General features: G+C 69.6%; 23 protein-coding genes and 1 tRNA gene. 17 read left to right on the top strand and 7 right to left on the bottom strand.

The features are described 5' to 3' along the window. The first annotated feature begins 4 nt into the window (after nucleotides 1–4). From L2C96_RS10015 to L2C96_RS10005, 3 genes are all read left to right on the top strand, one after another. Nucleotides 5–1,159, top strand: coding sequence for an MFS transporter (locus tag L2C96_RS10015; protein WP_237335948.1), 1,155 nt, complete (start codon nucleotides 5–7; stop codon nucleotides 1,157–1,159). Between the two features lie 169 nt (nucleotides 1,160–1,328). Continuing rightward, entirely contained in the window at nucleotides 1,329–1,703 is a 375-nt protein-coding gene (locus L2C96_RS10010) for a hypothetical protein (protein WP_237335947.1), read from the top strand. 530 nt (nucleotides 1,704–2,233) lie between these two features. Further along, nucleotides 2,234–2,521 (top strand): hypothetical protein, encoded by a 288-nt coding sequence (locus tag L2C96_RS10005; protein WP_020423395.1) that lies wholly within the window; start codon nucleotides 2,234–2,236, stop codon nucleotides 2,519–2,521. Between the two features lie 39 nt (nucleotides 2,522–2,560). Here the strand turns inward: L2C96_RS10005 and L2C96_RS10000 are convergent, their stop codons facing one another. Next, nucleotides 2,561–3,466 (bottom strand): hypothetical protein, encoded by a 906-nt coding sequence (locus L2C96_RS10000; RefSeq protein ID WP_237335946.1) that lies wholly within the window; start codon nucleotides 3,464–3,466, stop codon nucleotides 2,561–2,563. 296 nt (nucleotides 3,467–3,762) lie between these two features. On the opposite strand from L2C96_RS10000, the gene L2C96_RS09995 reads away from it, so the two are divergent. The 5 genes from L2C96_RS09995 (at nucleotide 3,763) to L2C96_RS09975 (ending at nucleotide 8,509) form a co-directional block, all read left to right on the top strand. Next, complete coding sequence (locus tag L2C96_RS09995; RefSeq protein ID WP_237335945.1) at nucleotides 3,763–4,017, top strand: site-specific integrase; 255 nt, start codon at nucleotides 3,763–3,765, stop codon at nucleotides 4,015–4,017. Between the two features lie 725 nt (nucleotides 4,018–4,742). Beyond that, a complete protein-coding gene (locus L2C96_RS09990) occupies nucleotides 4,743–5,168 on the top strand; it encodes a hypothetical protein (RefSeq protein ID WP_237335944.1) in 426 nt (141 codons plus the stop codon). Then, nucleotides 5,125–5,697 carry a DUF3558 domain-containing protein gene (locus tag L2C96_RS09985; RefSeq protein ID WP_237335943.1) on the top strand — a complete coding sequence of 191 codons (573 nt, stop codon included), beginning with the start codon at nucleotides 5,125–5,127 and terminating at the stop codon, nucleotides 5,695–5,697. The genes L2C96_RS09990 and L2C96_RS09985 overlap by 44 nt, the downstream gene beginning before the upstream one ends. A 950-nt stretch (nucleotides 5,698–6,647) precedes the next feature. Then, complete coding sequence (locus tag L2C96_RS09980; protein ID WP_237335942.1) at nucleotides 6,648–7,811, top strand: S8 family peptidase; 1,164 nt, start codon at nucleotides 6,648–6,650, stop codon at nucleotides 7,809–7,811. 35 nt (nucleotides 7,812–7,846) lie between these two features. Further along, nucleotides 7,847–8,509: a histidine phosphatase family protein gene (locus L2C96_RS09975; protein WP_237335941.1), complete on the top strand. Its 663-nt coding sequence runs from the start codon at nucleotides 7,847–7,849 to the stop codon at nucleotides 8,507–8,509. Here L2C96_RS09975 and L2C96_RS09970 read toward each other — a convergent pair. Beyond that, nucleotides 8,496–9,113 (bottom strand): TetR/AcrR family transcriptional regulator, encoded by a 618-nt coding sequence (locus L2C96_RS09970; protein WP_237335940.1) that lies wholly within the window; start codon nucleotides 9,111–9,113, stop codon nucleotides 8,496–8,498. The genes L2C96_RS09975 and L2C96_RS09970 overlap by 14 nt on opposite strands. Before the next feature lie 115 nt (nucleotides 9,114–9,228). Between L2C96_RS09970 and L2C96_RS09965 the strand changes: the two genes are divergently transcribed. Then, nucleotides 9,229–10,167, top strand: coding sequence for an MCE family protein (locus L2C96_RS09965; protein WP_237335939.1), 939 nt, complete (start codon nucleotides 9,229–9,231; stop codon nucleotides 10,165–10,167). Between the two features lie 725 nt (nucleotides 10,168–10,892). On the opposite strand, the gene L2C96_RS09960 is transcribed toward L2C96_RS09965, so the two are convergent. Next, nucleotides 10,893–11,942 (bottom strand): LacI family DNA-binding transcriptional regulator, encoded by a 1,050-nt coding sequence (locus L2C96_RS09960; RefSeq protein WP_237335938.1) that lies wholly within the window; start codon nucleotides 11,940–11,942, stop codon nucleotides 10,893–10,895. Between the two features lie 169 nt (nucleotides 11,943–12,111). On the opposite strand from L2C96_RS09960, the gene L2C96_RS09955 reads away from it, so the two are divergent. The 5 genes from L2C96_RS09955 (at nucleotide 12,112) to L2C96_RS09935 (ending at nucleotide 15,902) form a co-directional block, all read left to right on the top strand. Next, a complete protein-coding gene (locus L2C96_RS09955) occupies nucleotides 12,112–12,516 on the top strand; it encodes a nitroreductase family deazaflavin-dependent oxidoreductase (protein WP_020421245.1) in 405 nt (134 codons plus the stop codon). 66 nt (nucleotides 12,517–12,582) lie between these two features. Next, the gene (lpdA, locus tag L2C96_RS09950; protein ID WP_017984268.1) at nucleotides 12,583–13,980 is read left to right on the top strand and encodes a dihydrolipoyl dehydrogenase; all 1,398 of its coding nucleotides are present in this window, start codon (nucleotides 12,583–12,585) and stop codon (nucleotides 13,978–13,980) included. Nucleotides 13,981–14,046: 66 nt separating this feature from the next. Continuing rightward, nucleotides 14,047–14,955, top strand: a complete 909-nt coding sequence (locus L2C96_RS09945) for an NADP-dependent oxidoreductase (protein WP_020421243.1) — start codon at nucleotides 14,047–14,049, stop codon at nucleotides 14,953–14,955. 53 nt (nucleotides 14,956–15,008) lie between these two features. Beyond that, nucleotides 15,009–15,746 carry an SDR family oxidoreductase gene (locus tag L2C96_RS09940; protein WP_039791834.1) on the top strand — a complete coding sequence of 246 codons (738 nt, stop codon included), beginning with the start codon at nucleotides 15,009–15,011 and terminating at the stop codon, nucleotides 15,744–15,746. 82 nt (nucleotides 15,747–15,828) lie between these two features. Next, nucleotides 15,829–15,902 (top strand) — tRNA-Arg (locus L2C96_RS09935). A gap of 130 nt (nucleotides 15,903–16,032) precedes the next feature. Here L2C96_RS09935 and L2C96_RS09930 read toward each other — a convergent pair. Together L2C96_RS09930 and L2C96_RS09925 are read right to left on the bottom strand one after the other, a co-directional pair. Beyond that, on the bottom strand, nucleotides 16,033–16,380 hold the full coding sequence (locus L2C96_RS09930) for a hypothetical protein (RefSeq protein ID WP_237335937.1): 348 nt from the start codon (nucleotides 16,378–16,380) through the stop codon (nucleotides 16,033–16,035). A gap of 66 nt (nucleotides 16,381–16,446) precedes the next feature. Next, entirely contained in the window at nucleotides 16,447–17,109 is a 663-nt protein-coding gene (locus L2C96_RS09925; RefSeq protein ID WP_237335936.1) for a TetR/AcrR family transcriptional regulator, read from the bottom strand. A gap of 63 nt (nucleotides 17,110–17,172) precedes the next feature. Between L2C96_RS09925 and L2C96_RS09920 the strand changes: the two genes are divergently transcribed. Further along, nucleotides 17,173–18,291, top strand: coding sequence for an FAD-dependent oxidoreductase (locus L2C96_RS09920; protein WP_237335935.1), 1,119 nt, complete (start codon nucleotides 17,173–17,175; stop codon nucleotides 18,289–18,291). A 3-nt stretch (nucleotides 18,292–18,294) separates the two neighbouring features. On the opposite strand, the gene L2C96_RS09915 is transcribed toward L2C96_RS09920, so the two are convergent. Next, on the bottom strand, nucleotides 18,295–18,669 hold the full coding sequence (locus tag L2C96_RS09915) for a winged helix-turn-helix transcriptional regulator (RefSeq protein ID WP_027936321.1): 375 nt from the start codon (nucleotides 18,667–18,669) through the stop codon (nucleotides 18,295–18,297). Nucleotides 18,670–18,749: 80 nt separating this feature from the next. On the opposite strand from L2C96_RS09915, the gene L2C96_RS09910 reads away from it, so the two are divergent. After that, a complete protein-coding gene (locus L2C96_RS09910; protein ID WP_237335934.1) occupies nucleotides 18,750–19,568 on the top strand; it encodes an NAD(P)H-binding protein in 819 nt (272 codons plus the stop codon). Continuing rightward, nucleotides 19,565–20,380, top strand: coding sequence for a haloalkane dehalogenase (locus L2C96_RS09905; RefSeq protein WP_237335933.1), 816 nt, complete (start codon nucleotides 19,565–19,567; stop codon nucleotides 20,378–20,380). Before L2C96_RS09910 ends, L2C96_RS09905 begins: the two co-directional genes overlap by 4 nt. Nucleotides 20,381–20,418: 38 nt before the next feature. Here L2C96_RS09905 and L2C96_RS09900 read toward each other — a convergent pair whose 3' ends face one another. Continuing rightward, nucleotides 20,419–22,275: a sialidase family protein gene (locus tag L2C96_RS09900; RefSeq protein ID WP_237335932.1), complete on the bottom strand. Its 1,857-nt coding sequence runs from the start codon at nucleotides 22,273–22,275 to the stop codon at nucleotides 20,419–20,421. Nucleotides 22,276–22,286 lie beyond the last annotated feature (11 nt).

The following is a 22,286-nucleotide window of genomic DNA, read 5'->3' as shown; positions in this document are numbered from 1 at the left end:
CGCCGTGGAGGAGATCCGCCTCCGCCGCGCCCTGATCGGGATGTGCGGCACCCAGGTGGTCAGCTGGGGCGCGCTGTACTACGCGCTCCCGGTCGCCACCGCGCAGATCGCGGGCACCACCGGGTGGACACCGGGCACGATCACGCTCGCCTTCTCGGCGGGCCTGCTGGTCGCGGCGGTCGCGGGGATCCCGGTCGGCCGCCTGCTCGACCGGTACGGCCCGCGGCCGGTGATGACCGCGGGCTCCGCGCTCGCCGCCGTGGCGCTCGTGCTGGTCGCGACGGCGCCGAGCAGGCCGCTGTTCTTCCTCGCCTGGGTGGTCGTCGGCGTCGCGCAGGCGACGCAGCTGTACCCGCCGGTGTTCGCGGCGATCACCTGCTGGTACGGCGACCGCCGCGCCCGTCCGCTGACCGTCGTGACGCTCGTCGGCGGCCTGGCGAGCACCGTGTTCGCGCCGGTCACCGCGTTGCTGGTCGACCAGGTCGGCTGGCGCGCGAGCTACCTCGTCTACGCCGCGGTCTTCCTGCTCGTCAACCTGCCCGTGCACTGGCTGCTGCTCACGCCGGCCTGGCCGGACCACCGCACGCGACCGGCCGCCACCCCGGTCCGGCAGGTGACCCGCTCCGCGCGGTTCCGGTTGCTGCAGACGGCGATGACTCTGGCCGCTCTCGGCTTGTACGCGTCGGCGATCGTGGTCGTGCCGCTGTTCGTCGAACGCGGCCTGAGCCATGCGATCGCGTCGGTCGCGCTGGGGCTCGTCGGGGCCGGGCAGGTCCTCGGGCGGCTCGTCTTCGCCGCCGTGCCGCGCACCAGCGCGCCCGCGTCCCGCACGGTCGGCGTCCTCGCCGCGAGTTGTGCCGCGCTGGTCCTGCTGGCTCTGCTGCCCGGGCCCGCGGGCGCGTTGCTGGCGGTCGCGGTGGTGATGGGGATGGCCCGCGGCGCCTACACGCTCGTGCAGGCCACGGCGGTCGCCGACCGGTGGACGACGACCCGGTTCGGGGCGCTCAACGGGATGTTCAACGCCCCGATCACCGCGGCGACGGCCATCGCCCCGGGTGGGGCGATCGTGCTCGCCGAGCGGGTCGGCGGGTACAGCACGGCCCTGATCCTGCTCGCCGTGCTCGCGGCGGTCGCCGCCGTCCTCGCGGCCTTCACCTGAACGAGTGCCGTCGGGCTACCGAGACGGGCCGTTCGGCGACGCTGACCGGCCGGTGAGCGCTCAAACCCGACGATCTCGTGACGGTGGCGACTCGTTTCTGCACGATGAGTGATGTCGCGCCCTACCGCGACGTGGAGCGCGGCCCCCTGCTGCCACAGGGAGCCGCGCGGTGTCGACCGTCCCTCCCGGAGAGGAAGGCATCAACGTGCCCACCGTACAACCGCGCCGCGAAGATCCGCGTCACGTGCCATCGCCGGAACGGCTGAGGATCGTCCTCGACGGCTCGTTCCTCGCGGCCGTCCGGCCCGCCGGTCTGAAGAACCCGCCGCTCGCGCGCGCGGACGGCAGCCGGCTGGCCGAGCGCGGGGCGCGCGTGTGGCGAGCCGTCCTGCTCGCGCTGACCACCGTGACGTCCCTGGCGATGATCGTGTTCGCGTTGCTGAAGGCGATCCCGCTGACGGCGCTGTCGATGGTGGCGCTGGTCGCGGTCAAGGTCGCCGACCACTGGCACAGCCGCAGGCTGACCCGTTCGATGTCCACCTGAATCGCGACAGAACGACCCAGGGTTGGTTCCGGTCCCGCACTCCCGTCCGAAGCGGCGAACGACAAGCGGTCGCTGGCGCACGGTGAGTTGCCCCGGCGAGAAGTTCCCCTCGCGCTGCACGTGCACCTGAACGTGACGGGGCACGGGCGAAGCGCGACGAATCGAACGTTCGAGCGATACGCAGAGGGAATTGTCACCCGAAAGAGTGATGCGATTCTGGGAACTCGCGCACTGTGACGGCTGATCTTGGCTGCCACGCGGTTCGGTTCACCTGAACGACTGCACTGTCGCTGGGATGCAGCTCTGCCTAATCACGCTCGCCGTTCGGCGACCGGGACGAGCCGATCGTCGCGGAGTCGCCGAACTGACGCGCGAGTAACAGATCGATTTCTGCACTATGACTTCGTATCGCGGTAGGCCGCGATATGAAGCGCGGCCCCCTGTTGCCGCAGGGAGCCGCGCGATTCATCAGTCCCAACCATGCAAAAGGAGGCACTGAAGTGCCCACGGTACAACCGGAGACTCCCGGAATGCCAGACGAGCCGTCGCCGGATCGGGGCGAGATCGTGCCGCCGGAGGTTCTCGGCGTGCGCAGTGCGCCGGGTGAGGATCCGGTCTGGGAGTTCGTGGAGCGCACGCTCGAAGGGCGCGCGCGGTTCTGGCGCGTCGTCGTCCTCGGGTTCCTGTGCGCGGCCGCGCTGGCGATGATCGCGTTCGCCCTGGCGAAGGCGATCCAGCCGGCCGTGCTGTGCATGCTCGCGCTCGTGGTGGTGAAGGTCGCCGACCAGGTCACCAGCCGCAGGCTCGAGTCCGCGTGAGGTCGGGGCCGGTCGCGGTGCGAGCCGCGGCCGGCCCGGTCACTCCCAGGAAATGCCGAACACCCCTGGCCCGTAGTCCAGCGCCACGGCGTGCACCCCGCCGGCCGTGTCCAGGTGCAGCTCTCGCCGCTCCTCGGTCTCCGCCGAGCCCCGGCGCGCGTACTGCCAGCACTTGCGCAGCGCCTCGGCCTCGTCGAAGCGGATCTCCAGCAGGTACTCGCGGATGGGGCGGCGGAACTCGCGGTAGTAGGTGTTCTCGCAGTCCGGGTACGGCGGCCCGCTGTTGGTGAGCGTGTACTCGATCAGACAGGTCTCACCGCGGTGGATCGGGCGGTCGAACAGCAGCTCCGCGACGGTCAGGCCGTGCTCCGGGTCGATCTCGACCCGCCCGCTGCGGCAGTTGCGCAGCTGGTGCAGCGTGGGCGCGGGCGCGCCGCCGTGGTCGTACACCAGGATCCAGCGGTCCTGCCGGTCGGCGGTCGCCTGGAACACCGAGCGCGTGGTCAGCGACCGCTGGCGGCCACCTGCCGCGATCTCGCACCGGTCGTGCAGGTTGAGCAGGTTCAGCCGGTGCTGCTGCTCCAGCGCGTGCGGAGCGCCGACCCGCTCCAGCAGGATCCGCAGCGCCTCCATCGGGAACTTGACGACGCCGTCCGCCTGCCGCCGGGACGGCAGCCCGCGCGGGCGCGGCGGCGGGAGCAGGGACAGCAGCTCACCGCGCTGCAGGCCGAGGACGTCCTCGAGCACCCGCACCGCCGAGATCGAGCTCTGCCGCTCGGGCTGCCGCTTGCCGGACTGCCAGTAGCTCAGGGCCGTGACGCTGATCGGCACGCCGCTGGCCTGCAAGCGGGCCTGGATGCGATCGAGACTCAGCCCACTGCGGGCGATCGCGGACCGGAGTCTGCTGGCGAACGGGCTCGGCACCGCGCGCTCGGACGTGGACACCTGCTACCACCTGGAAATCGACTTCGCCACCGCTGATGGTAGCAGTGTGTGACCTCTACTCGTCCGAGAATGATGATCAGGCTGTCATCCCATTGGGTGGTTAACGAGTAACCCTATCGGGTGAGTACTGGTAACTGTGATGTCGCGGTCCTCTTCCCGGACTACAAACCTTGCCCTGACCTGCGACTTTGTCCTGCGCAGGACCGCAAGTGGGAGGGCAGGCCGTTAGGCTGTACGGATATCGGCCGCCTCGATCGGGTGCAGCCGAGATCACCCCATTGGCGGAGGACTACGCCATGCTCACCACTGATCAGCTCCGCGACCTCGTGGACTCCTGGATGATCCACATGGAGGCGGAGAACCTGGCCCGCAACACCCTGCACTCCTACCGGGTGAGTGTTGATCAGTACCTGGACTGGTGCGCCTGCGACCCGGCCCGAGATCCCCTCGACCGGGTGACCCTGCGGACGTGGACTGCGGAGCTGCTGCGGCGGCACCAGCTCACCACGGCACGCATCCGGCAACAGGCCGTGAAGCGGTCGGACAGGTGATACCGGGATGTGGCAGATTGGCAGCGCTGTACGTGTGCGTGAACAAAGGTGGCCGCGCATGTTGAACATTCGCAGCCGGCCTACATCAACTTCATCGGCAGAACGGTCGGTGGCTCACCGGTGCAGCGATTCAGGTGGCAGAGTATCGCGAGCGCGTTCTGTACGAACTATGAAACCTGGGCGGGGTGACGTTTGAAAGCCTGAGTTGGGAGTTTCGTAACGGGTTCCTCTCAGCCGGGAACCTAGTGCGCGGCCATGACCGGTTTCTGTCCACGGGCCGACGAGTCGTACCAGCGTCACCCCGCCATTTCTTTCAATCGGCTCCGTGTGCGGGGCAGGCAGGTCGGGATCCATTGCTGATCCATGCGAGAAGGCGAACGGGTCAAGAATCGCCAATGGTCCCGGCTTGTCGGCTTACGGGGACATCAAAGAGGCTCCCCGGTCACCTCACCAGGGAGCCTCCGCTCATCCCGCAGTGCAGGCCGTTGGTAGAGCGTTCGCTGTTGTCCTACGCTGTGAGTCGGGCGTCGCCGCCGCAGGGAAGCTACCGGCCGCCGCGCAGAACCCCCGCGCTGCCCCCTGGTACCAAGGGTTTTCGATCTCGTCAGAGCGTGCTCAGACCCACGGGAGCTGGAGCCTTGGTCACTTCGTACCGACCATATGTGCGCGGCCTGCTACTCTATGTGCCGCAGCTTGTGAGCGCACCGGGGGGAGCAGTCGAAACCATGACAGACTGGACCGGCGCGGGCCTGACCGGCGCGTTTGGCGATCAGGAACAGCTCAAGGCAATGGGAGACCAAGCTCAACGCTTACTGGCCGACGCCAAGTCCGGTGGTTGGGCAGTGGACGAAGAAACCGGCAGGCATCTGCGTAACGCGATCACCCAAGCCGAAGACCGACTCTCCCGGATTTCCCTCAACATTGAGCGGCTTCGCCGCAAACCCAAATTTGGCAACGACGACTACGCCCAGAAGGCCGCGATACATTTTCAGGCAGCGATGGACTCCGATCAACAGTCGTTGATTCCGGTTTACGAGACTGTGTTGAGCAATCTGAAGACCATCAGAGAAGCGCTCGACATCGCTATGAGCAAGTACGATGCCTCTAATGATGCGGCAACGCGGTATCTTGGCAGATTTAAAGAGGGCTGACCCGGTGAAAATCAGCACCCGAAGTGGCCTTGCGGCGGCCGCAATCACAATTCTCGGGGCGGTCTTGGTCGGATGCACGTCCACCGTGCACGGCACGCCTTCACCCGCGACAAGCGGGATACCAACGTCAGCCAACGTCAACGATCCATTTGCCGGACTCGTCGCTTGCCAGGTACTTGACCAACTCAACGCTGGACAAGGGTTCAACCCTGGCGACAACATCAGCCATCGCAACGAGTGCACGGCAACAAAGCCTGGTCTTGGTAGTAATGGGCTAGCACTCGATCCGGTGCAAGGGCTAGCCGAATTCCGCGAAACCGATCCGGATGCAACGGAAACAACCGTGAACGGTCGGAAGGCGTTGGAGGTGCAGAACGCCCTCGGATGCACGGTCGCGTTCGAGGTGAGCGAGCACGCCCGTGTCCTCGCTCAGATGGCAATGTCCCAGCCCGAGAACAATTCGCAAGCATGCCCGCTGGCGCGAGACTTGGCGGCTCGTGTGGAGGCGTTGCTGCCGAAGACACCGTGAACCCTCAATCGCGCAGGTGGCTTCGCCGGATGCGCGTTATTACCGGGTGGCACACGGCTCCTAACGGTGGGGGCCGGGATTATCACGATCAGAACTTCCATTGTGCCGGGTTCGCTATCCTTTGATCATGTCGGCGTAACGGCGCGCATCCGCGATCGTCAAAACCGCGATGTGATGATGCTCGGGTTCCTGTTCGTCATTACGAAGTCGAAGTCGGTAGTAATCCAAGCTCACATTATTGCGAGTGAGTCGTTCGACGACAAGCTTGGTAGGTCGCCGTCGTTGTGAACCTTGATGCTTTCCATGGTTCAGTTCACGTTCTCTGTTGTCAGATTGCATCACAAAAATGGCACCGGTGTCACATGGTCATTACGAAGACTTGACGAGGGTCGCTGCAGCCGAGTATGACTGCCGGAGGCGAAGTTGTCTACATGGGTGACGACTTGGCGGCCAGGGACCTGTGGGTGCTTCGGGCTGAAGATCGCGGACGATGGCACGTATTCGCCTTCAATCGGCTCGGTTTCCCGTCTCGTTCTTGAAACAGAAGGTTTCGCCGCAAGGAAACTAGATCAAGTTGAGGTTCTGCTTACTAACGAAGCTGTTGGGTGGCTTCGCAACGTGTTCGGCGAGCATGGTTCTGAACAGTGACCATCATGGACCGGTGCTGCACGCGGGAAGCTTGCCCCCACCGCGATCGCGCTGTGTTTGAGCTTACCGGTGATGTCCCTCGTGCGAGTGAATCGAGAACCCGTAGATCATCCGGGCGGAGTGCAGGATATCTGGGGCTAAGCCGCAGGCTGTACCGATCAGCATCGTCGCTGTTTGTGCAGGTCATCCTAGGTCTCAGGCAAGCCGCTCCCTAGTTGGTAACTGTGAATCATTGCCCCCGCTCTGGCCCCCGGGATTGCATGAGATCGCACCACCCGGTCGGGGAGAGGAGACGGCGGCTCATGCGGAAGCGCGCGATGTGGTCCGTACTTGCGGCGGCAGTCGTCGCCACGACGGTCTGGGCCGGGCCGGCTCAAGCCAGGGAAGGGCGGATCCTCGAAGCGGGCACTCCCGGCTCGGTCGCGGACAGCTACCTGGTCGTCCTCAAGCCGGGCGCCACCTCGCGGGCCGGCGACCTGACCAGCCGCTACGGCGGCTCGGCGACCCGCACGTTCAGCGCCGCGCTGAAGGGCTTCGCGGTCAGCGCCAATGAAACCGAGGCCAAGCGCCTCGCCGCCAACCCCGACGTCGCCTACGTCGTGCAGAACCACGTCCTGCACATCGCCGATGTGCAGCACAACCCGCCGTCCTGGGGACTGGACCGCATCGACCAGGCGAACCTGCCGCTCGACTCGTCCTACCGCTACGACACCCCGGCGGACGACGTCACCGCCTACGTCATCGACACCGGGGTGCGCGCGAGCCACGAGACCTTCGGCGGCCGCGTCACCGGCGGCAAGGACTTCATCGACAACGACGACGACGCCACCGACGAGCACGGCCACGGCACCCACGTCGCGGGCACGATCGGCGGCGCCGAGTACGGCGTCACCAAGGGTGTGCGGATCGTCCCGGTGCGCGTGCTCGACGCGCAGGGCAGCGGCACCACCGACCAGGTCGTCGCCGGGATCGACTGGGTCGCGCAGAACGCGAGCGGCCCGTCCGTGGCGAACATGAGCCTGGGCGGCAGCGCCGACACCGTCCTCGACGACGCCGTCCGCGGGGCGATCGCCAAAGGCGTCACCTTCGCCATCGCCGCGGGCAACGAGGGCGCCGACGCCGGCAACGACTCCCCGGCGCGCGTCACCGAGGCGATCACCGTCGCGGCCAGCGACCGGACCGACAGGCAGGCGAGCTTCTCCAACTACGGCAGCGTCGTCGACCTCTACGCGCCGGGCGTGAGCATCACGTCGTCGTGGGGAACCGGCGACACCGCGACCAACACGATCAGCGGCACCTCGATGGCCACCCCGCACGTGGCCGGCGCCGCCGCCCTCTACCTGGCCGGACACCCGGACGCCACACCCGCGCAGGTCGCCGACGCCCTGATCGCCTCGGCCACCCCGGGCAAGATCAGCGGCGCAACCCCGGGCACGCCCAACCGTCTCCTCAACACCGCTGGCTAGGCTGCGGGCGGGGACGGCGAGCGAAAGGACGGCCGATGGGCGCCATCCACCTGATCCGGCACGGTCAGGCCTCCTTCGGCGCGGCCGACTACGACCAGCTGTCCAGCACCGGGATCGAGCAGGGCGCCGTGGTCGGCGCCGAGCTGCTGCGCCGCAAGATCCGCTTCACCGAGGGCCGGACCGGGTCGATGGCCCGTCAGCGCGCCACCGCGGAGATCGTCCTGGACTGGCTCGGGGCGGGCGCCGCGGCCAAGGAGGACCCGCGCTGGAACGAGTACGACCACGTCGACATCGTCGCCCGGCACGGCGGCGGCGCGCTGCAGGACGCGAACGACCCGCGCGGGTACCAGGAGGTGCTGGACGCGTCGCTGGCGGCGTGGGTGCGCGCCGGTGACGACGGCCCGTGCGCGGAGACGTGGCCGCAGTTCGCCGAGCGGGTGCGCGGCGCGCTGGCTGACCTGGTCGCGGTGCTGCGCAAGGGCGAGAGCGCCCTGGTCTTCACCAGCGGCGGGGTGATCGGCACGCTCGCCGGGCACCTGCTCGGCGACCCTGCGATGGGGTTGCTGCAGCTCAACCGGGTCACCGTGAACTGCGGCATCACGAAGCTGGTGACCGGGCGCGGCGGGGTCACGCTGGTGTCGTTCAACGAGCACGCGCACTTCGAGGGCCGGGCCGCCCGCCTGCTCACTTATCGGTGACGGCCGGGAACACGTCCTCGATCAGGGTCACCAGCGAGCGGGACAGCAGGGTGTGCACCTGGTCGCGGTCGAGTTCGCCGCGCAGCAGCCACTCGCGGCCCGCGGCCTTGACCATGCCGCCGTAGGCGCGGATGAGGGCGTTGCAGACCTCGGCGTGCGCGGCGTCGACCTTCACGCCCAGCGCCTCCAGCACGCGGGCGGCCGAGCGGCGTTCGGCCTCGACGAGGATCGCCTCGACCTCCGGATCGCTGCCGAGGCCTTCGGGTGCGGTGGCGACCAGCCAGGTCTTGCCCTGTTTGGTGACGAGGGTGAGGAACCAGTCGACCGCGACGCGTGCTTTTTCTTCGAGCGGCCCATCGGTCACGATGTCCAGTGCCGTGGTCGGGATCGTCATCGTGCGGCGCAGCACCGCCAGGTAGAGCTCGCGTTTGGTGCCGAAGTAGTGGTTGATCAGCCCGCGGGCGACGCCCGCCGCCGCCGCGATGTCCGATGTGGACACGTCGGCGTACGGGCGCTCGCCGAACAGCCGGGCGGCGCAGGTGAAGATCTGCTCCCTGCGCGCGTCCGGTTCGAGTCTCCGCCACCGGGGCTGGGAGTCCGTCATGGGCGACATGCTGGCATGGGTCACCCGGGGGAGTTGTTCTTTTCCGACATGTCGGCGAATACGTCATTCGATCGGAGGCACGTGTTAAGAGCGTAACCCGGCGGAAGGGGCCGGAATGCGTGATCGGGATCCTGCCGGTATCGGAATTGCCGGTCTCGTGGTGCTGGCGCTGGCGTTCGTCGCGGCGCTGAACGCGGAATCGCTGCCGCTGATCGGCGCGGGCGTGTCGTACGAGGCGGAATTCAGCGAAGCGGGCGGCCTCGCGGTGGACGACGAGGTGCGGGTGGCCGGGGTGAAGGCCGGCAAGGTGGTGGACGTCGGCCTGGACGGTGCGTCGGTGCGGGTCCGGTTCAAGGTGTCGGGCACCTGGCTGGGTGACCGCACGACGGCGGCGATCAAGATCAAGACGTTGCTGGGGCAGAAGTACCTCGCGCTGGATCCTCAGGGGTCTCAACCACTGGATGGGGTGATCCCACGCTCGCGGACGATCGCGCCGTATGACGTGCTGGACGCGTTCCGGGACCTGTCGAAGACCGTCGGCGGGCTGGACACGGACCGGCTGGCCCGGTCGTTCGACGCGCTGTCGGCGGCGCTGCCGGGCGGCTCCTCGGTGCGGGGCGCGCTGGACGGCCTGTCCCAGCTGTCGACGACGATCGCGTCCCGGGATGCGGAGCTGTCGCGGCTGCTGGGCAACACGGCGGCGCTGTCGCGCACCTTGGCGGACCGGGATGCGCAGCTGGTGCGGTTGATGGCGGACGGGAACCTGGTGCTGGCCGAAGTGGCGGCGAGGGCGTCGGCGATCTCGGCGCTGCTGACGGGGGCGCAGTCGTTGTCCCGGGAGGTGCAGGGCCTGGTCGAGGACAATGACGTGGCGTTGCGCCCGGTGCTGGCCTCGCTCGACCAGTTGACCGGGATGCTGCAGCGGAACCAGGAGGCACTGGCGGCGGGCGTCGCCCGGTTCGCGCCGCTGGTCCGCTACGCCACGAACATCACCGGACAGGGGCACTGGGGTGACACGTACGTGTGCCTGCCGGTGGTGTCGGCCTGCTACTGAGGGGCTTGGTGCGTGCTCGAGAGCGCCAGGTGGCGCCCGCGACGGAGCCGGTGGTGACCGAACGAGAGGGCCAGCCGCGAAGGCGCGAGTGGACCAACCACCCACCAACGCGCGAGAGGACCAACCGTGTCGCACGGGAGTGCCATTCGCAGGGGCTCGAGGTGACCACTCATCGCGGCGCGGGCGGGGTGCTCGCGCTGCGTGGGAGGGCCGGTCGTGTCGCACGGGAGTGCCATTCGCAGGGGCTCGAGGTGACCACTCATCGCGGCGCGGGCGGGGTGCTCGCGCTGCGTGGGAGGGCCGGTCGTGTCGCACGGGAGTGCCATTCGCAGGGGCTCGAGGTGACCACTCATCGCGGCACGGGAGGGCCATTGCGCCGCGTGAGAGGGCCAGTCGTCGCCGCGGGACAGGGCCACTGGCGATTGCACGAACGGACCGGTCACCGCCACCCGAGATGCCGACTCGCGACCCACGAGGGGAAAGCCTCTCGCGAACCACTACCTAACCCGGCTGTACCCCGCGAGCGAGCCAGTGGCGACCCCGTGGGCTCCGCTCGCGTCCAACCCAGACAGCCACCCGACCCCGCCTGCCCTCTCGCCACCAACCTGACCGCCCCAGGGCTGAGCCGTGCAGGGGTTTGGCGGTGCTTCCGCGCAGCAGCGCCTCACCCGAGCCGCCGCCTGCCCTCGCCGCCAACCTGCCCCCGGGGCCGAGCCGTGCAGAGGTCAGCCCCGCCGTCGGCGGCGGGGCTTCCCCGTGCTCCCCCGCAGCAGCACCTCGCCCGACACCCGCCGAACGCGACCCCGCGCCCCACCACCAGCACCACCGTCGTCCAGGGCCAGTTCCAGCGCCTCCGCCCCGATGCGCTCCAGCGGCAACGCCACCGTGGTCAACCCGAAGTCCCGCACCAGCGGCACGTCGTCGAACCCCGTGACCGACACGTCCTCCGGCACCGACAGCCCCGCCGCACGCAGCGCGCTCACCGCCCCCACCGCCATCACGTCCGACGCCGTCAGCACGCACGTCGCCTTGTGCTTGGCCGCCAGTAGGGCCTCCGTCGCCTCGTAACCGCCGTCCCGGTCGAACGAACCGGCGAACACGTCCCGTTCGGACAGTTCGATCCCCAGCCCGGCCAGCCCCTCCCGGAACCCGGCCACCCGATCGGCCACTGTGGTCAGCCGCGCCGGCCCGGTCACCACCGCGAACCGCCGGTGGCCCAGCCCGTGCATGGCCTCCACCAGTGCCCGCGCGCCGCCCCGGTTGTCGGGTGCGATGGTGTCCGCCTTGAGCGACCGGTGCCGCGTCACGGCGGCCACCCGCCCGCCACCGCGCCGGTACGGCTCCAGCTCGGCCGCCATCCGCCGCTCCCACGCCCTGTCCTCGAACGCCGAACCGGTCAGCAGGATCGCCGACGCCCGCTGCGCCCGCAGCGTCGACACGCACGCCAGCTCCCGGTCCGGATCGGCGAACGTCCCGGCGAGCATCACGAGCAGCCCGTGGCTGTCGGCCACCCGCATCACCCCACGGGTGATCGCCGCGAAGTACGGGTCGCTGATGTCGTGGCAGATCACCCCCACCGTCCGGCGCGACCCGCCGGCGAGGGCCTGCGCGTGCGCGTTCGGCGTGTACGCCAGCTCCGCGGCCGCCGACAGCACCCGCTCCCGCAGGTCGTCGCGCACTCTGGTCGTGCCGTTGAGCGCGCGGGACGCCGTCGCCAGCGAGACCTCGGCGGTCCTCGCCACGTCTTCGAGCGTCACGTGCGGCCGGTCGCTCATCGTTCCTCCCGCGGTCGGCGTTGCGCCGAATTCTAGGTCGGTTTCCGCTTTTTGCCTGGTCAGGACCACCCGAGCGAGTGGGGATCACCGAAAGTGACCTCGGAAATACCCAGCCGCCGCCGCGCGTTGCGGAATCACGGAGGAATCTGCCGAGACGAAAGGACCCCGCATGCTCTTCGGTGACGAGCACGTCCGCCGCTACGAGGAGACCGATGGTGAAGTCGGTCACGACTGGGAGAAGGGCGCCCCGATCCTGATCCTGACGACCACCGGCCGCAAGTCCGGCCAGGAGCGCAAGTTCGCCCTGATCTACCAGGAGCACGAGGGCGCCTACGTGATCGTCGCCTCCAAGGGCGGCGCGCCCCAGCACCCCGGCTGGTACCTCAACCTGCAGGCCAATCCCGAGGTCAAGGTGCAGGTCAAGGCCGACAAGTTCACCGCCAAGGCCCGCACCGCCACCGATGCGGAGCGCGAGGTGCTCTGGCCCAAGATGGCGAAGGTCTGGCCGGACTACGACGAGTACCAGAAGAAGACGGACCGCAAGATCCCCGTCGTCATCCTCGAGCGCGCCTGATCAGGGGCCGGTCGTGGGCCCGAGCACCCACGACCGGCTCGCCCGCGAGGGCATAGGGTGGCGGGTATGAGTGCGCATTTCGACGTTGTGGTGCTGGGTGCCGGGCCCGGCGGGTATGTCGCGGCGATCCGGGCTTCGCAGCTCGGCCTGAAGACGGCGATCGTCGAGGAGAAGTACTGGGGCGGCGTGTGCCTGAACGTCGGGTGCATCCCGTCGAAGGCGCTGCTGCGCAACGCGGAGCTCGCCCACCTGGTCACCAAGGAGGCCAAGACCTTCGGGATCAGCTCGGACGGGCCGATCACCTTCGACTACGGCGCCGCGTTCGACCGCAGCCGCTCGGTCGCCGACGGCCGCGTCAAGGGCGTGCACTTCCTGATGAAGAAGAACAACATTCAGGAGTTCACCGGGCGCGGCAAGTTCACCGACGCGCACACCATCGAGGTCACCGGTGAGAACGGCGTCGAGACCGTCACCTTCGACCACTGCATCATCGCCGCCGGCGCCACCACCAAGCTGCTGCCGGGCACCCAGCTGTCCGAGCGCGTGGTGACCTACGAGGAGCAGATCCTCTCCCGCGACCTGCCGGGCAGCATCATCATCGCCGGCGCGGGCGCGATCGGCGTCGAGTTCGCCTACGTCATGCACAACTACGGCGTCGACGTGACGATCGTGGAGTTCCTGGACCGGATGGTGCCGCTCGAGGACGCGGACGTGTCCAAGGAGCTGGCCAAGCGCTACAAGAAGCTCGGCATCAAGGTCCTGACCGGCACGAAGGTCGAGAGCATCGACGACAGCGGCGCCAAGGTCAAGGTCACCGTGTCCAGCGGCGGCAACCAGCAGACGCTGGAGGCCGACAAGGTCCTGCAGGCGATCGGCTTCCAGCCGCGCGTCGAGGGCTACGGGCTGGAGAACACCGGCGTCGAGCTGACCGAGCGCGGCGCCATCGCCGTCGACGGGCGCTGCCGCACGAACGTGCCGCACATCTTCGCGATCGGCGACGTCACCGCGAAGCTGATGCTGGCCCACGCGGCCGAGTCGATGGGCATCGTGGCGGCCGAGACGATCGGCGGCGCGGAGACCATGGAGCTCGACTACACGATGATCCCGCGCGCGACGTACTGCCAGCCGCAGGTCGCGAGCTTCGGCCTGACCGAGGCGCAGGCGCGCGAGCAGGGCTACGACGTGCAGGTCGCCAAGTTCCCGTTCACCGCCAACGGCAAGGCCCACGGCCTCGCCGACGCGGGCGGCTTCGTGAAGATCCTGTCCGACGCCAAGTACGGCGAGCTGCTCGGCGCGCACCTGATCGGCCCGGACGTCACCGAGCTGCTGCCGGAGCTGACGCTGGCGCAGCAGTGGGACCTGACGGTGCACGAGGTGGCCCGCAACGTGCACGCGCACCCGACCCTCGGCGAAGCGGTCAAGGAGGCCATCCACGGTCTCGCCGGTCACATGATCAACTTCTGAGGTTGACCTCCAGTTAACTGGAGGTGTCACCGTTGATCTCGCAGGTCGAGATCGAGGAGGCACCTCATGAAGGCAGCGGCGTTCACCGAGCCGGGTGGCCCGGAGGTTCTGCGCGCCATGGACGTCCCGGACCCGCAGGCGGGTCCGGGACAGGTCCGGGTCCGCGTGCGGGCGGCGGGTGTGCAGCCGTTCGACGCGGCGGTGCGGGCCGGCTGGGAGCCGCCGTACGCGACGGGGCTGACGTGGCCGCGGATCCCCGGCAACGAGTTCGCCGGCGTGGTGGACCAGGTCGGGGACGGAGCGGCGTGGTCGGTCGGCGACGAGGTGCTCGGCTTCAACGTGCTGGGCTGCTACGCCGAGTACGTGGTGGTCGGGCAGGACCAGGTCACGGCCAAGCCGGCCGGCATGCCGTGGACCGTCGCCGGCGGGTTCACCGCCGGGACGCAGACGGCGTACATGGCGTTGCGGCAGCTCGGCGTCGGCCCGGGGGACACGGTCCTGGTGCACGCCGCGGCGGGCTCGGTCGGCACCGCGGCGGTCCAGCTCGCGCGGCTGTGGGGCGCGTCCGTGATCGGCACCGCGAGCGCGGCGAATCAGGACTACGTGCGCTCGCTCGGCGCGACGCCGGTCGTCTACGGCGACGGCCTGGAGGACCGGCTGCGAGCGCTTTCACCCGGCGGGGTGCACGCGGTCCTGGACGGCGCGGGTGGCGCCGCGCTTGATCTTTCACTCGCACTGGTGAAGGAGCGGCGTCGCGTGGTGACGCTGGTGGACCACGATCGGGCGGAGTCGCTCGGGGTGCAGCTGGTGCGCGGGCAGCGGTCGGCGGACCGGCTGGCCGAGCTGGCGCGCCGGTACGACCGGGGCGAGCTGAGCTTCCTGGTGCGGCGGACGTACCGCCTGGACGAGGCGGCGGACGCGCACCGGGAGATCGAGACCGGGCACGGGCGTGGCAAGGTCGTGTTGACTGTCTAGCGGAAGGTGCCGACCGGTCGCGGGTTGGGGCCGGCGTCGAGCGGGAGGTGCGCATGGGTGGGGTCGCCGTCGTGACGGGTGCCGGTTCGGGCATCGGACGGCACGTGGCGCAGGCGCTGCTGGGCGCCGGCTACCGCGTCGCGCTGGCCGGCCGGAGAGCCGACGCGCTGGCCGAGACCGCCGCGGGCGCGCCGGACGCCCTCGTGCACCCGGCCGACGTCGCCGACCCCGCCCAGGTCAGCGCCCTTTTCGAGGCGGTCGCGGACCGGTGGGGCCGGGTGGACGTGTTGTTCAACAACGCGGGCACCTTCGGCCCGGCCGGCGACCCGGACGAGGTCCCGGTCGAGGCGTGGCAGCAGACGGTGGCGGTGAACCTGACCGGTGCGTTCCTGTGCGCGCGGGAGGCGTTCCGGATCATGAAGCGCCAGGACCCGCGCGGTGGTCGCATCATCAACAACGGCTCCATCTCCGCGCACACCCCGCGCCCCGGCAGCGCTGCCTACACCGCGACGAAGCACGCCATCACCGGTCTGACGAAGTCGTTGTCGCTGGACGGCCGCCCGTACGACATCGCGTGTGGCCAAATCGACATCGGCAACGCGGCGACGGAGATGACGGCGGGAATCGCCAGGGGCGCGCGCCAGGCGGACGGCCGCGAGCTGCCCGAACCCACCTTTGACGCCAGACACGTCGCGGAAGCCGTGCTGTACATGGCAGGGCTCCCGCTGACCGCGAACGTGCAGTTCATGACCGTCACGGCGACGAAGATGCCGTTCATCGGCAGAGGCTGAAACGTTCCCCCGCCGTCCGGCGATAGGGGAAGTGACGGTGACTAAACTGCAGGTCAGGACGGCCTGTGGTCGTCGGCGCCAGGCCCTCGTAGCTCAGCCGGATAGAGCAAGAGCCTTCTAATCTCTAGGTCGCAGGTTCGAGTCCTGCCGGGGGCACTTCTTGGCTGGTCAGGACCCCGTTATCGGATCAAGGCCCTGACCGGCCCGTGCTTGACGCTTCTTTTCGGCGAGCGTTCCGAGCACCGCCGCTCGGGTGCTTCTGGGCCGGCAGTCAGCAACACTTCCCTTACGCGACTACATCTGGCTCCAGATCCTTGCCCTCGCCACGCAACACACCGGCGAAAGACGCAAAGGTCTCCGCGAACAACTCGGTGGGGACGGAGCCGTCGAAGGCCCAGACGCCCTCGGGCACGCTCAGCCGTGGCATCTTCTCGCCGAATGACTCGAAGCGGCGTAGCACGCGCTCATGGATCTCCTGCACCAGCCCGATCCGCGCCTCGTCCTCACCGAGATGTGCGTCGTAGCTTGGGTTCATGACGCCGTTGATACGAACCGTGGCGAGGACGAACCACCACTCCCGGGCCGCCAGCAGCCAGCCTGGCGGCTCGGCCATCCGGTCGATTTCGGCGCACACCAAGTACATCCACGTCTCGGTGTGGGCGTCGGGCAGAGGTGAGTAGCGCTCGCGGCGCAAGGGTTTCTACGACGAGTGGCGGGTGGTGACGCCGGCCAGCACAAGATCGATTCCGGCAAGGAACTGTTCCCGGTCGTCGTGGTTGCGCAGCTGCTTCGCGACGCCGCGGGTGAACGGGTAGGCCTCCGGGTCGAGGTTCTCCCAGCTCCTCGCCACCGTGTCGAGGAAGGCCTCCCGCGTCGTGCTGACTTCGGCTGTCGCGGTTTGGCCCGCGGTGCCGAGGATGTAGTGCACCAGCACCGACGTCGCGGTGAACCAGCTGTGTTCGGGGACCCCCAGTGCGCCGATCTGCCGTCCGATGGCCTCGAAGATCCGCGGCGCCACCGGGCCCCCGGGGTTGCGGGTCAGCTGCATCAACAGCTGCGTCGCGAGCCACGGGTGCTGCTCGATCGCGTCGAACAGGCCCAGCGCGACGGCGCGGATCTCCTCCTCGGGCGAACCCGCGGACGCGGCGGGGAGCGCCTCGGCCACGACCGCGTCCGTCGCCGTGGTCAGCAGCTCGTCCTTGTTCGCCACGTGCCAGTAGATCGCGCCCGCGCCGGTGGCGAGCCGTTCGGTCAGCGTCCGGAACGTCAGCCCGGCCTCGCCCGCCGTGTCCAGCAGCTCGACGGCCGCTTCGACGATCCGCTCCCGGGAGAGCCCCTCCGTGCGCCGGGTCCGTGGTGGCATGCCCCCATCTTGACATATCTGGAATGCCGTTCCACGATGGAATGGCATTCCAAAGGAGGGGACATGAACAACCACGTCACGATCGTCGGCGCGGGGCTGGGCGGTCTCACGCTCGCTCGCGTCCTGCACGTCCACGGCATCCCGGTGACGGTCTACGAAGCGGAGGCGTCCGCGGGGGCCCGCGCCCAAGGCGGGATGCTCGACATCCACGAGCACGACGGCCAGCCCGCCCTCCGCGCGGCGAACCTGTTCGACGAGTTCCGCGGCATCATCCTGGAGGGCCGCGAGGCGACCAGGGTCCTCGCGCCGGACGGTGCGGTCCTGCTCGACCAGCCCGACGACGGCACGGCCGGGCGCCCGGAGGTCCAGCGCGGCGAGCTGCGGCGGATCCTGCTCGACTCGCTCCCGGAAGGCACCGTCCGCTGGGGGCACAAGGTCACCGGCGTCCGCGCCCTCGGCGACGGCCACCACGAGGTCGCTTTCGCAGGCGGCGGCACCGTCGTCACGAGCCTGCTGGTCGGCGCGGACGGCGCGTGGTCACGCGTGCGGCCGCTGGTCTCCGGCGCGGTGCCGCGGTACGTGGGCCGGTCGTTCGTCGAGACCTACCTGTTCGACGCTGACAGCCGGCACCCCGCCGCCGCGCGGGCCGTGGGCGGTGGGGCGCTGATGGCGCTCGTGCCGGGCAAGGGGATCACGGCGCATCGCGAGAGCGGCGGGACACTGCACACCTACGTGGCGCTCACCAAACCACAGGAGTGGTTCGCGGAGATCGATTTCAGCGATTCCGACGCCGCCCTCGCGCGGGTCGCGCGAGAGTTCAACGGCTGGGCGCCGGAACTCACCTCACTGATCACCGACAGCGACACCGCGCCGGTCCTGCGCCCGCTCAACGCCCTGCCGATCGGGCACAAGTGGGACCGGGTGCCGGGCGTGACCCTGCTCGGCGACGCGGCCCACCTGTCGGCCCCGTCCGGCGACGGCGCGAACCTCGCCATGTTCGACGGCGCCGAGCTCGGCAAGGCCATCGCCGCCCATCCCGGCGACCCCGAGGCGGCACTGGCGGAATACGAGCAGGCGCTGTTCCCGCGCAGCACGGCGGCGGCTCTCGAAGGCAGCCACACGCACGAAATGCTCTTCGACGAAAACGCGCCGCACAGCGTGATCAGCTTCCTGACGGCCTGAGGCTCAGGGGCGCTTCTTCTGCTGCGCGTCGTACTCGGCGCGGGCCTGCTCGACCTTCTCCAGGTTCGGCGACCACTCCGCGAGGGTGGCGAACAGCGGCGCCAGGCTGCGGCCCAGGTCGCTGATCTCGTACTCCACCCGCGGCGGCACCTCGGCGTGATAGGTCCGCACCACGAGCCCGTCGCGCTCCAGTTGGCGCAGCCGCTGTGTCAGGACCTTCGGGGTGATCGTCGTGATGCGGCGGGACAGCTCCACGAAACGTTGCCTGCCGTGCTCGTTCAGCGTCCACAGGATCGGCGTGGTCCACCGGCTGAACACGAGGTCGACCACGGGCGCGATCGGGCAGGCCAGCTCGGGACTGACTGTGGTTTCGGTCACCGGACCCACTACTTTCCTCTAGGTACCTACTAGCCCCACGACAGTAGCGTCGCTCCCACACGAAGAGAACGGGAGCGGAAATGTTTGTGGTGACCGGAGCTACCGGCAACGTCGGGCGGCCGCTGGTGCAGGCGCTCGTCAAGACCGGCGAGGCCGTGACGGCGGTGTCGCGCAAGGAAGAACACCTGCCCGGGGTGCGGCACGTGCGGGCGGACCTGACCGAGCCGGAGACGCTCAAGCCCGCGCTCGACGGGGCGTCGACACTGTTCCTGCTCACCTCGCCGGACTTCCTCGCGGCCGGCGGGGACCTCGCCGGCGTCCTGGGAACAGCGAAGGCCGGCGGCGTGCGACGGGTCGTGTTGTTGTCGTCCCAGGGGGTGGCGACCGGGCGGCACGCGCCGGAACTGGAGGACGCGGTCGTCGGCTCCGGCCTGGAGTGGACCCTACTGCGGCCGGGCGGCTTCCACTCCAACGCGTTCGCCTGGGCGGAAACGGTGCGCACCCGGCGGACGGTCGAGGCGCCGTTCGGGGACGTCGCCCTGCCGACCGTCGATCCGGTGGACATCGCCGAGGTGGCCGCCGCGGCGATGCGTGAGGACGGGCACGCCGGCCGGGCCTACACGATCACCGGGCCCGAGCCCGTCACGCCGCGGCAGCAGGCGGCGGCGATCGCCGACGCGCTGGGCGAGCCGGTGCGCTTCGCCGAGCTGAGCCGGGCGGAGGCGCGGACGCGGATGCTGCAGGCCATGCCCGAGCCGGTCGTGGAGTCCACACTGGACATCCTCGGCGCGCCGAAACCGGAGGAGCAGCGGGTCAGCGACGACGTCGAGCGCGTCCTGCGGCGCCCGGCGCGCAGCTTCGCCGAGTGGGCCGGCGCGAACGCGGCGGTGTTCAAGTGATCCTGCACCACCGCGAGACCGGCGACGGCCAGCCGATCGTCTTCCTGCACGGCAACCCCGCCTCGTCCCACCTGTGGCGGCACATCATGCCGGCGGTCGGCCCGGGCCGGAAACTGGCGCCCGACCTGATCGGCATGGGCGAATCCGCGAAACCGGACATCGGCTACACCTTCGACGACCATGCCCGCTACCTCGACGCCTGGTTCGAGCACCTCGGGCTGGACGACGTGGTCCTGGTCGGCCACGACTGGGGCGGCGCGCTCGCCTTCGACTGGGCCGCCCGCCACCCCGGCCGGGTGCGGGGCATCGCGGTCACCGAGACGATCGTGAAACCCATGTCCTGGGACGAGTTCCCGGACGCGGGCGCCGAGATATTCCGGGCGCTCAAAACCCCGGGCGTCGGGGAGAAGATGATGCTGGACGACAACATCTTCCTGGAGTCGATGGCGCTCGGCGCGGAGGACCGCGTGGCCTACCTGCGGCCCTACCCGACGCGCGAGAGCCGCGTGCCGCTGTTGCGGTGGGCGCGGTCGATGCCGCTGGGCGGGGAGCCTGCCGACGTCGTCGCTCGTGTCGAGCACTACGACAAGTGGCTCGCGGCCAGCGCGGACGTGCCGAAGCTGCTCATGACGTTCCGCCCCGGCTTCGACACGATGATGGACGACCGGATGATCGCGTGGTGCGCGGAGAACATCGCGGCTCTCGACATCGTCCACCACGATCTCCCCGCCGGGCACCACACCCCGGAGGACCAGCCCGCGGCGATCGCCGCGACGTTGTCCGCCTGGCTGGACCGGCACGGGCTGCGGTGAAGTCCCGGCCCCGTCGCACGGGGCCGGGACTCCGCGACTCAGAACGGCAGCCGCAGCACCAGGGCGTCCCGCACGGGGGCGTTCGCCCGGACGGCGTCCAGTTCGGACGGTGACAGTGCCTTGCGATAGAGCCGGACGTCGTCCAGCGCGCCGTTCAGTCCCATGCCACCGTCGAGGCGGCGGCCGAGCCAGAACTGGAACGACACCCGCTCCGTCACCGAACCGGCCGCCGAGGGGCCGGCCGCCACCTGCACGCCGTCGACGAACAGCAGCAACTGGCCGCCGGTGCGCTGCAGCGCCACGTGGTGCCACTGCTGGTCGTTGAACGCGCCCGCCGACGTCACCTGCTTGGTGCCCGCAGTGGTGGTCATCGACGCGATCAGCCGGTTCGCCGCCGGCTCGCCGCGCAGCCAGATCTGCGGCGCGGTCGAGCCCATGCCGCCCATCCAGAAGAACACCTGGTTGCTCGTCGACGCGCCGTACCGCACCCAGCCGGTCCACGTGAAGTCACCGTCGCCGACCACCTGCGCGCTGTTGTAGGGCACGCGCACGAAGTCGTCCACGCCGTCCAGCGAAAGCGCGCTGCCGTAGCGGCCTGCCGTGGCCACCGGGCCGCCCACGAGGTAGGCGTCCGACCGTTCGCCGGACACGTCCCGCGTGGTCGGGCCGGCCGAGTTGCGCCAGCCCAGCACGTCCTCGGTGAAGCGGGCGAAGCGGATCTCGTCACGCGCGTCGACCGGGCCGCCCTCGTACATCAGGCCGATCTCGGTGGTGCGCGCGGACCGGTCGCTGATCTGGACCATGTCCGAGTAGCCGGACCACTCGTCGGTCACCCGGGTGCCCTGCTCGGCGTTCTCCCAGCTCCGGCCGCCGTCGTAGGAGGAGCGGATCATCATCCACCGGCGCCGGTCGGTGTCCGACGGCGACGCGAACAGGATCCGGTCCGGCCCCGGCCGGTCCAGCCGCAGCAGCGAGCCCTGCACGATCGGCGTGACCAGGTCGGGGATCGTCCGGAACGGCTGGCTGAAGGTCTCCCCGCCGTCGCGGCTGATCGCGTAGTCGCGGTTGCCGATGTCGGTGCCGCCCTGTTCGCGGCCGCCGGCGTAGATCGAGCCGTCGGCCAGTTCGACGACGCTGATCTCCTGGGGCCGCTGCGAGTAGGCGCTCTTCGGCGGGAACGAATAGGTGTCCACCGCGCCGATGTGCCAGGTCTGGCCGTGGTCGTCGCTGTAGACGAGCGCGCCGTGGTTGGCCACCACGTCGGTGCCCTCGGCGGTTTCGGCGTTCACGCCGAACACCAGCCGCCCGCGGTGCGGCCCCTTGGTGAGCTGGATGCCGTGCACCGGGCCGGAGGCGTACCAGGCGTTCCACTCCGGCCTGCTGGCCTGGGCGCTGATGTCCACCGGCGTGGACCAGGTGAGCCCGTCGTCGTCGCTGTACTGCACGTGCGGGGTCCGCGCGCACGGCACCTCGCAGTTCTTGCCGCCGGTGAGACCCGCGTTGTAGGTGGAGATCAGCACGATCCGGCCGGTCTGCTGGTCGACGATCGGGACCGGGTTGCCGTGTGTGTCGCCGTCGCCGGAGTTGATGACTTCCAGCGGCGACCAGGTCCGGCCGCCGTCGGTGGAGCGCTTGAGGACGAGGTCGATGTCACCGGCGTCGCCGCAGTCGTTGACCCGGCCCTCGGCGAACGCGAGGAGGGTGCCGGAGGTGCTCTTGACGATCGCGGGGATGCGGAAGCAGAAGTAGCCCTGCTCCTGCTTGGGGTTGAACAGCGACTGCTGGTCGAAGCCCGGTCTGGCGGTGTCGGCGGAGGCGGTGACCCCGCCGCCGAGCAGACTGGCGAACAGCACCGCCACGAGCGGGACCGCGCGCCACGCTGCGAACGATCTCATGTGCCTTCCCT

The organism is Amycolatopsis tucumanensis (assembly GCF_021654135.1).
Lineage (GTDB): Bacteria > Actinomycetota > Actinomycetes > Mycobacteriales > Pseudonocardiaceae > Amycolatopsis_E > Amycolatopsis_E tucumanensis.
Note: the sequence above shows the minus strand (reverse complement) of the source record. Positions and strands in the feature narration are given on the sequence as shown.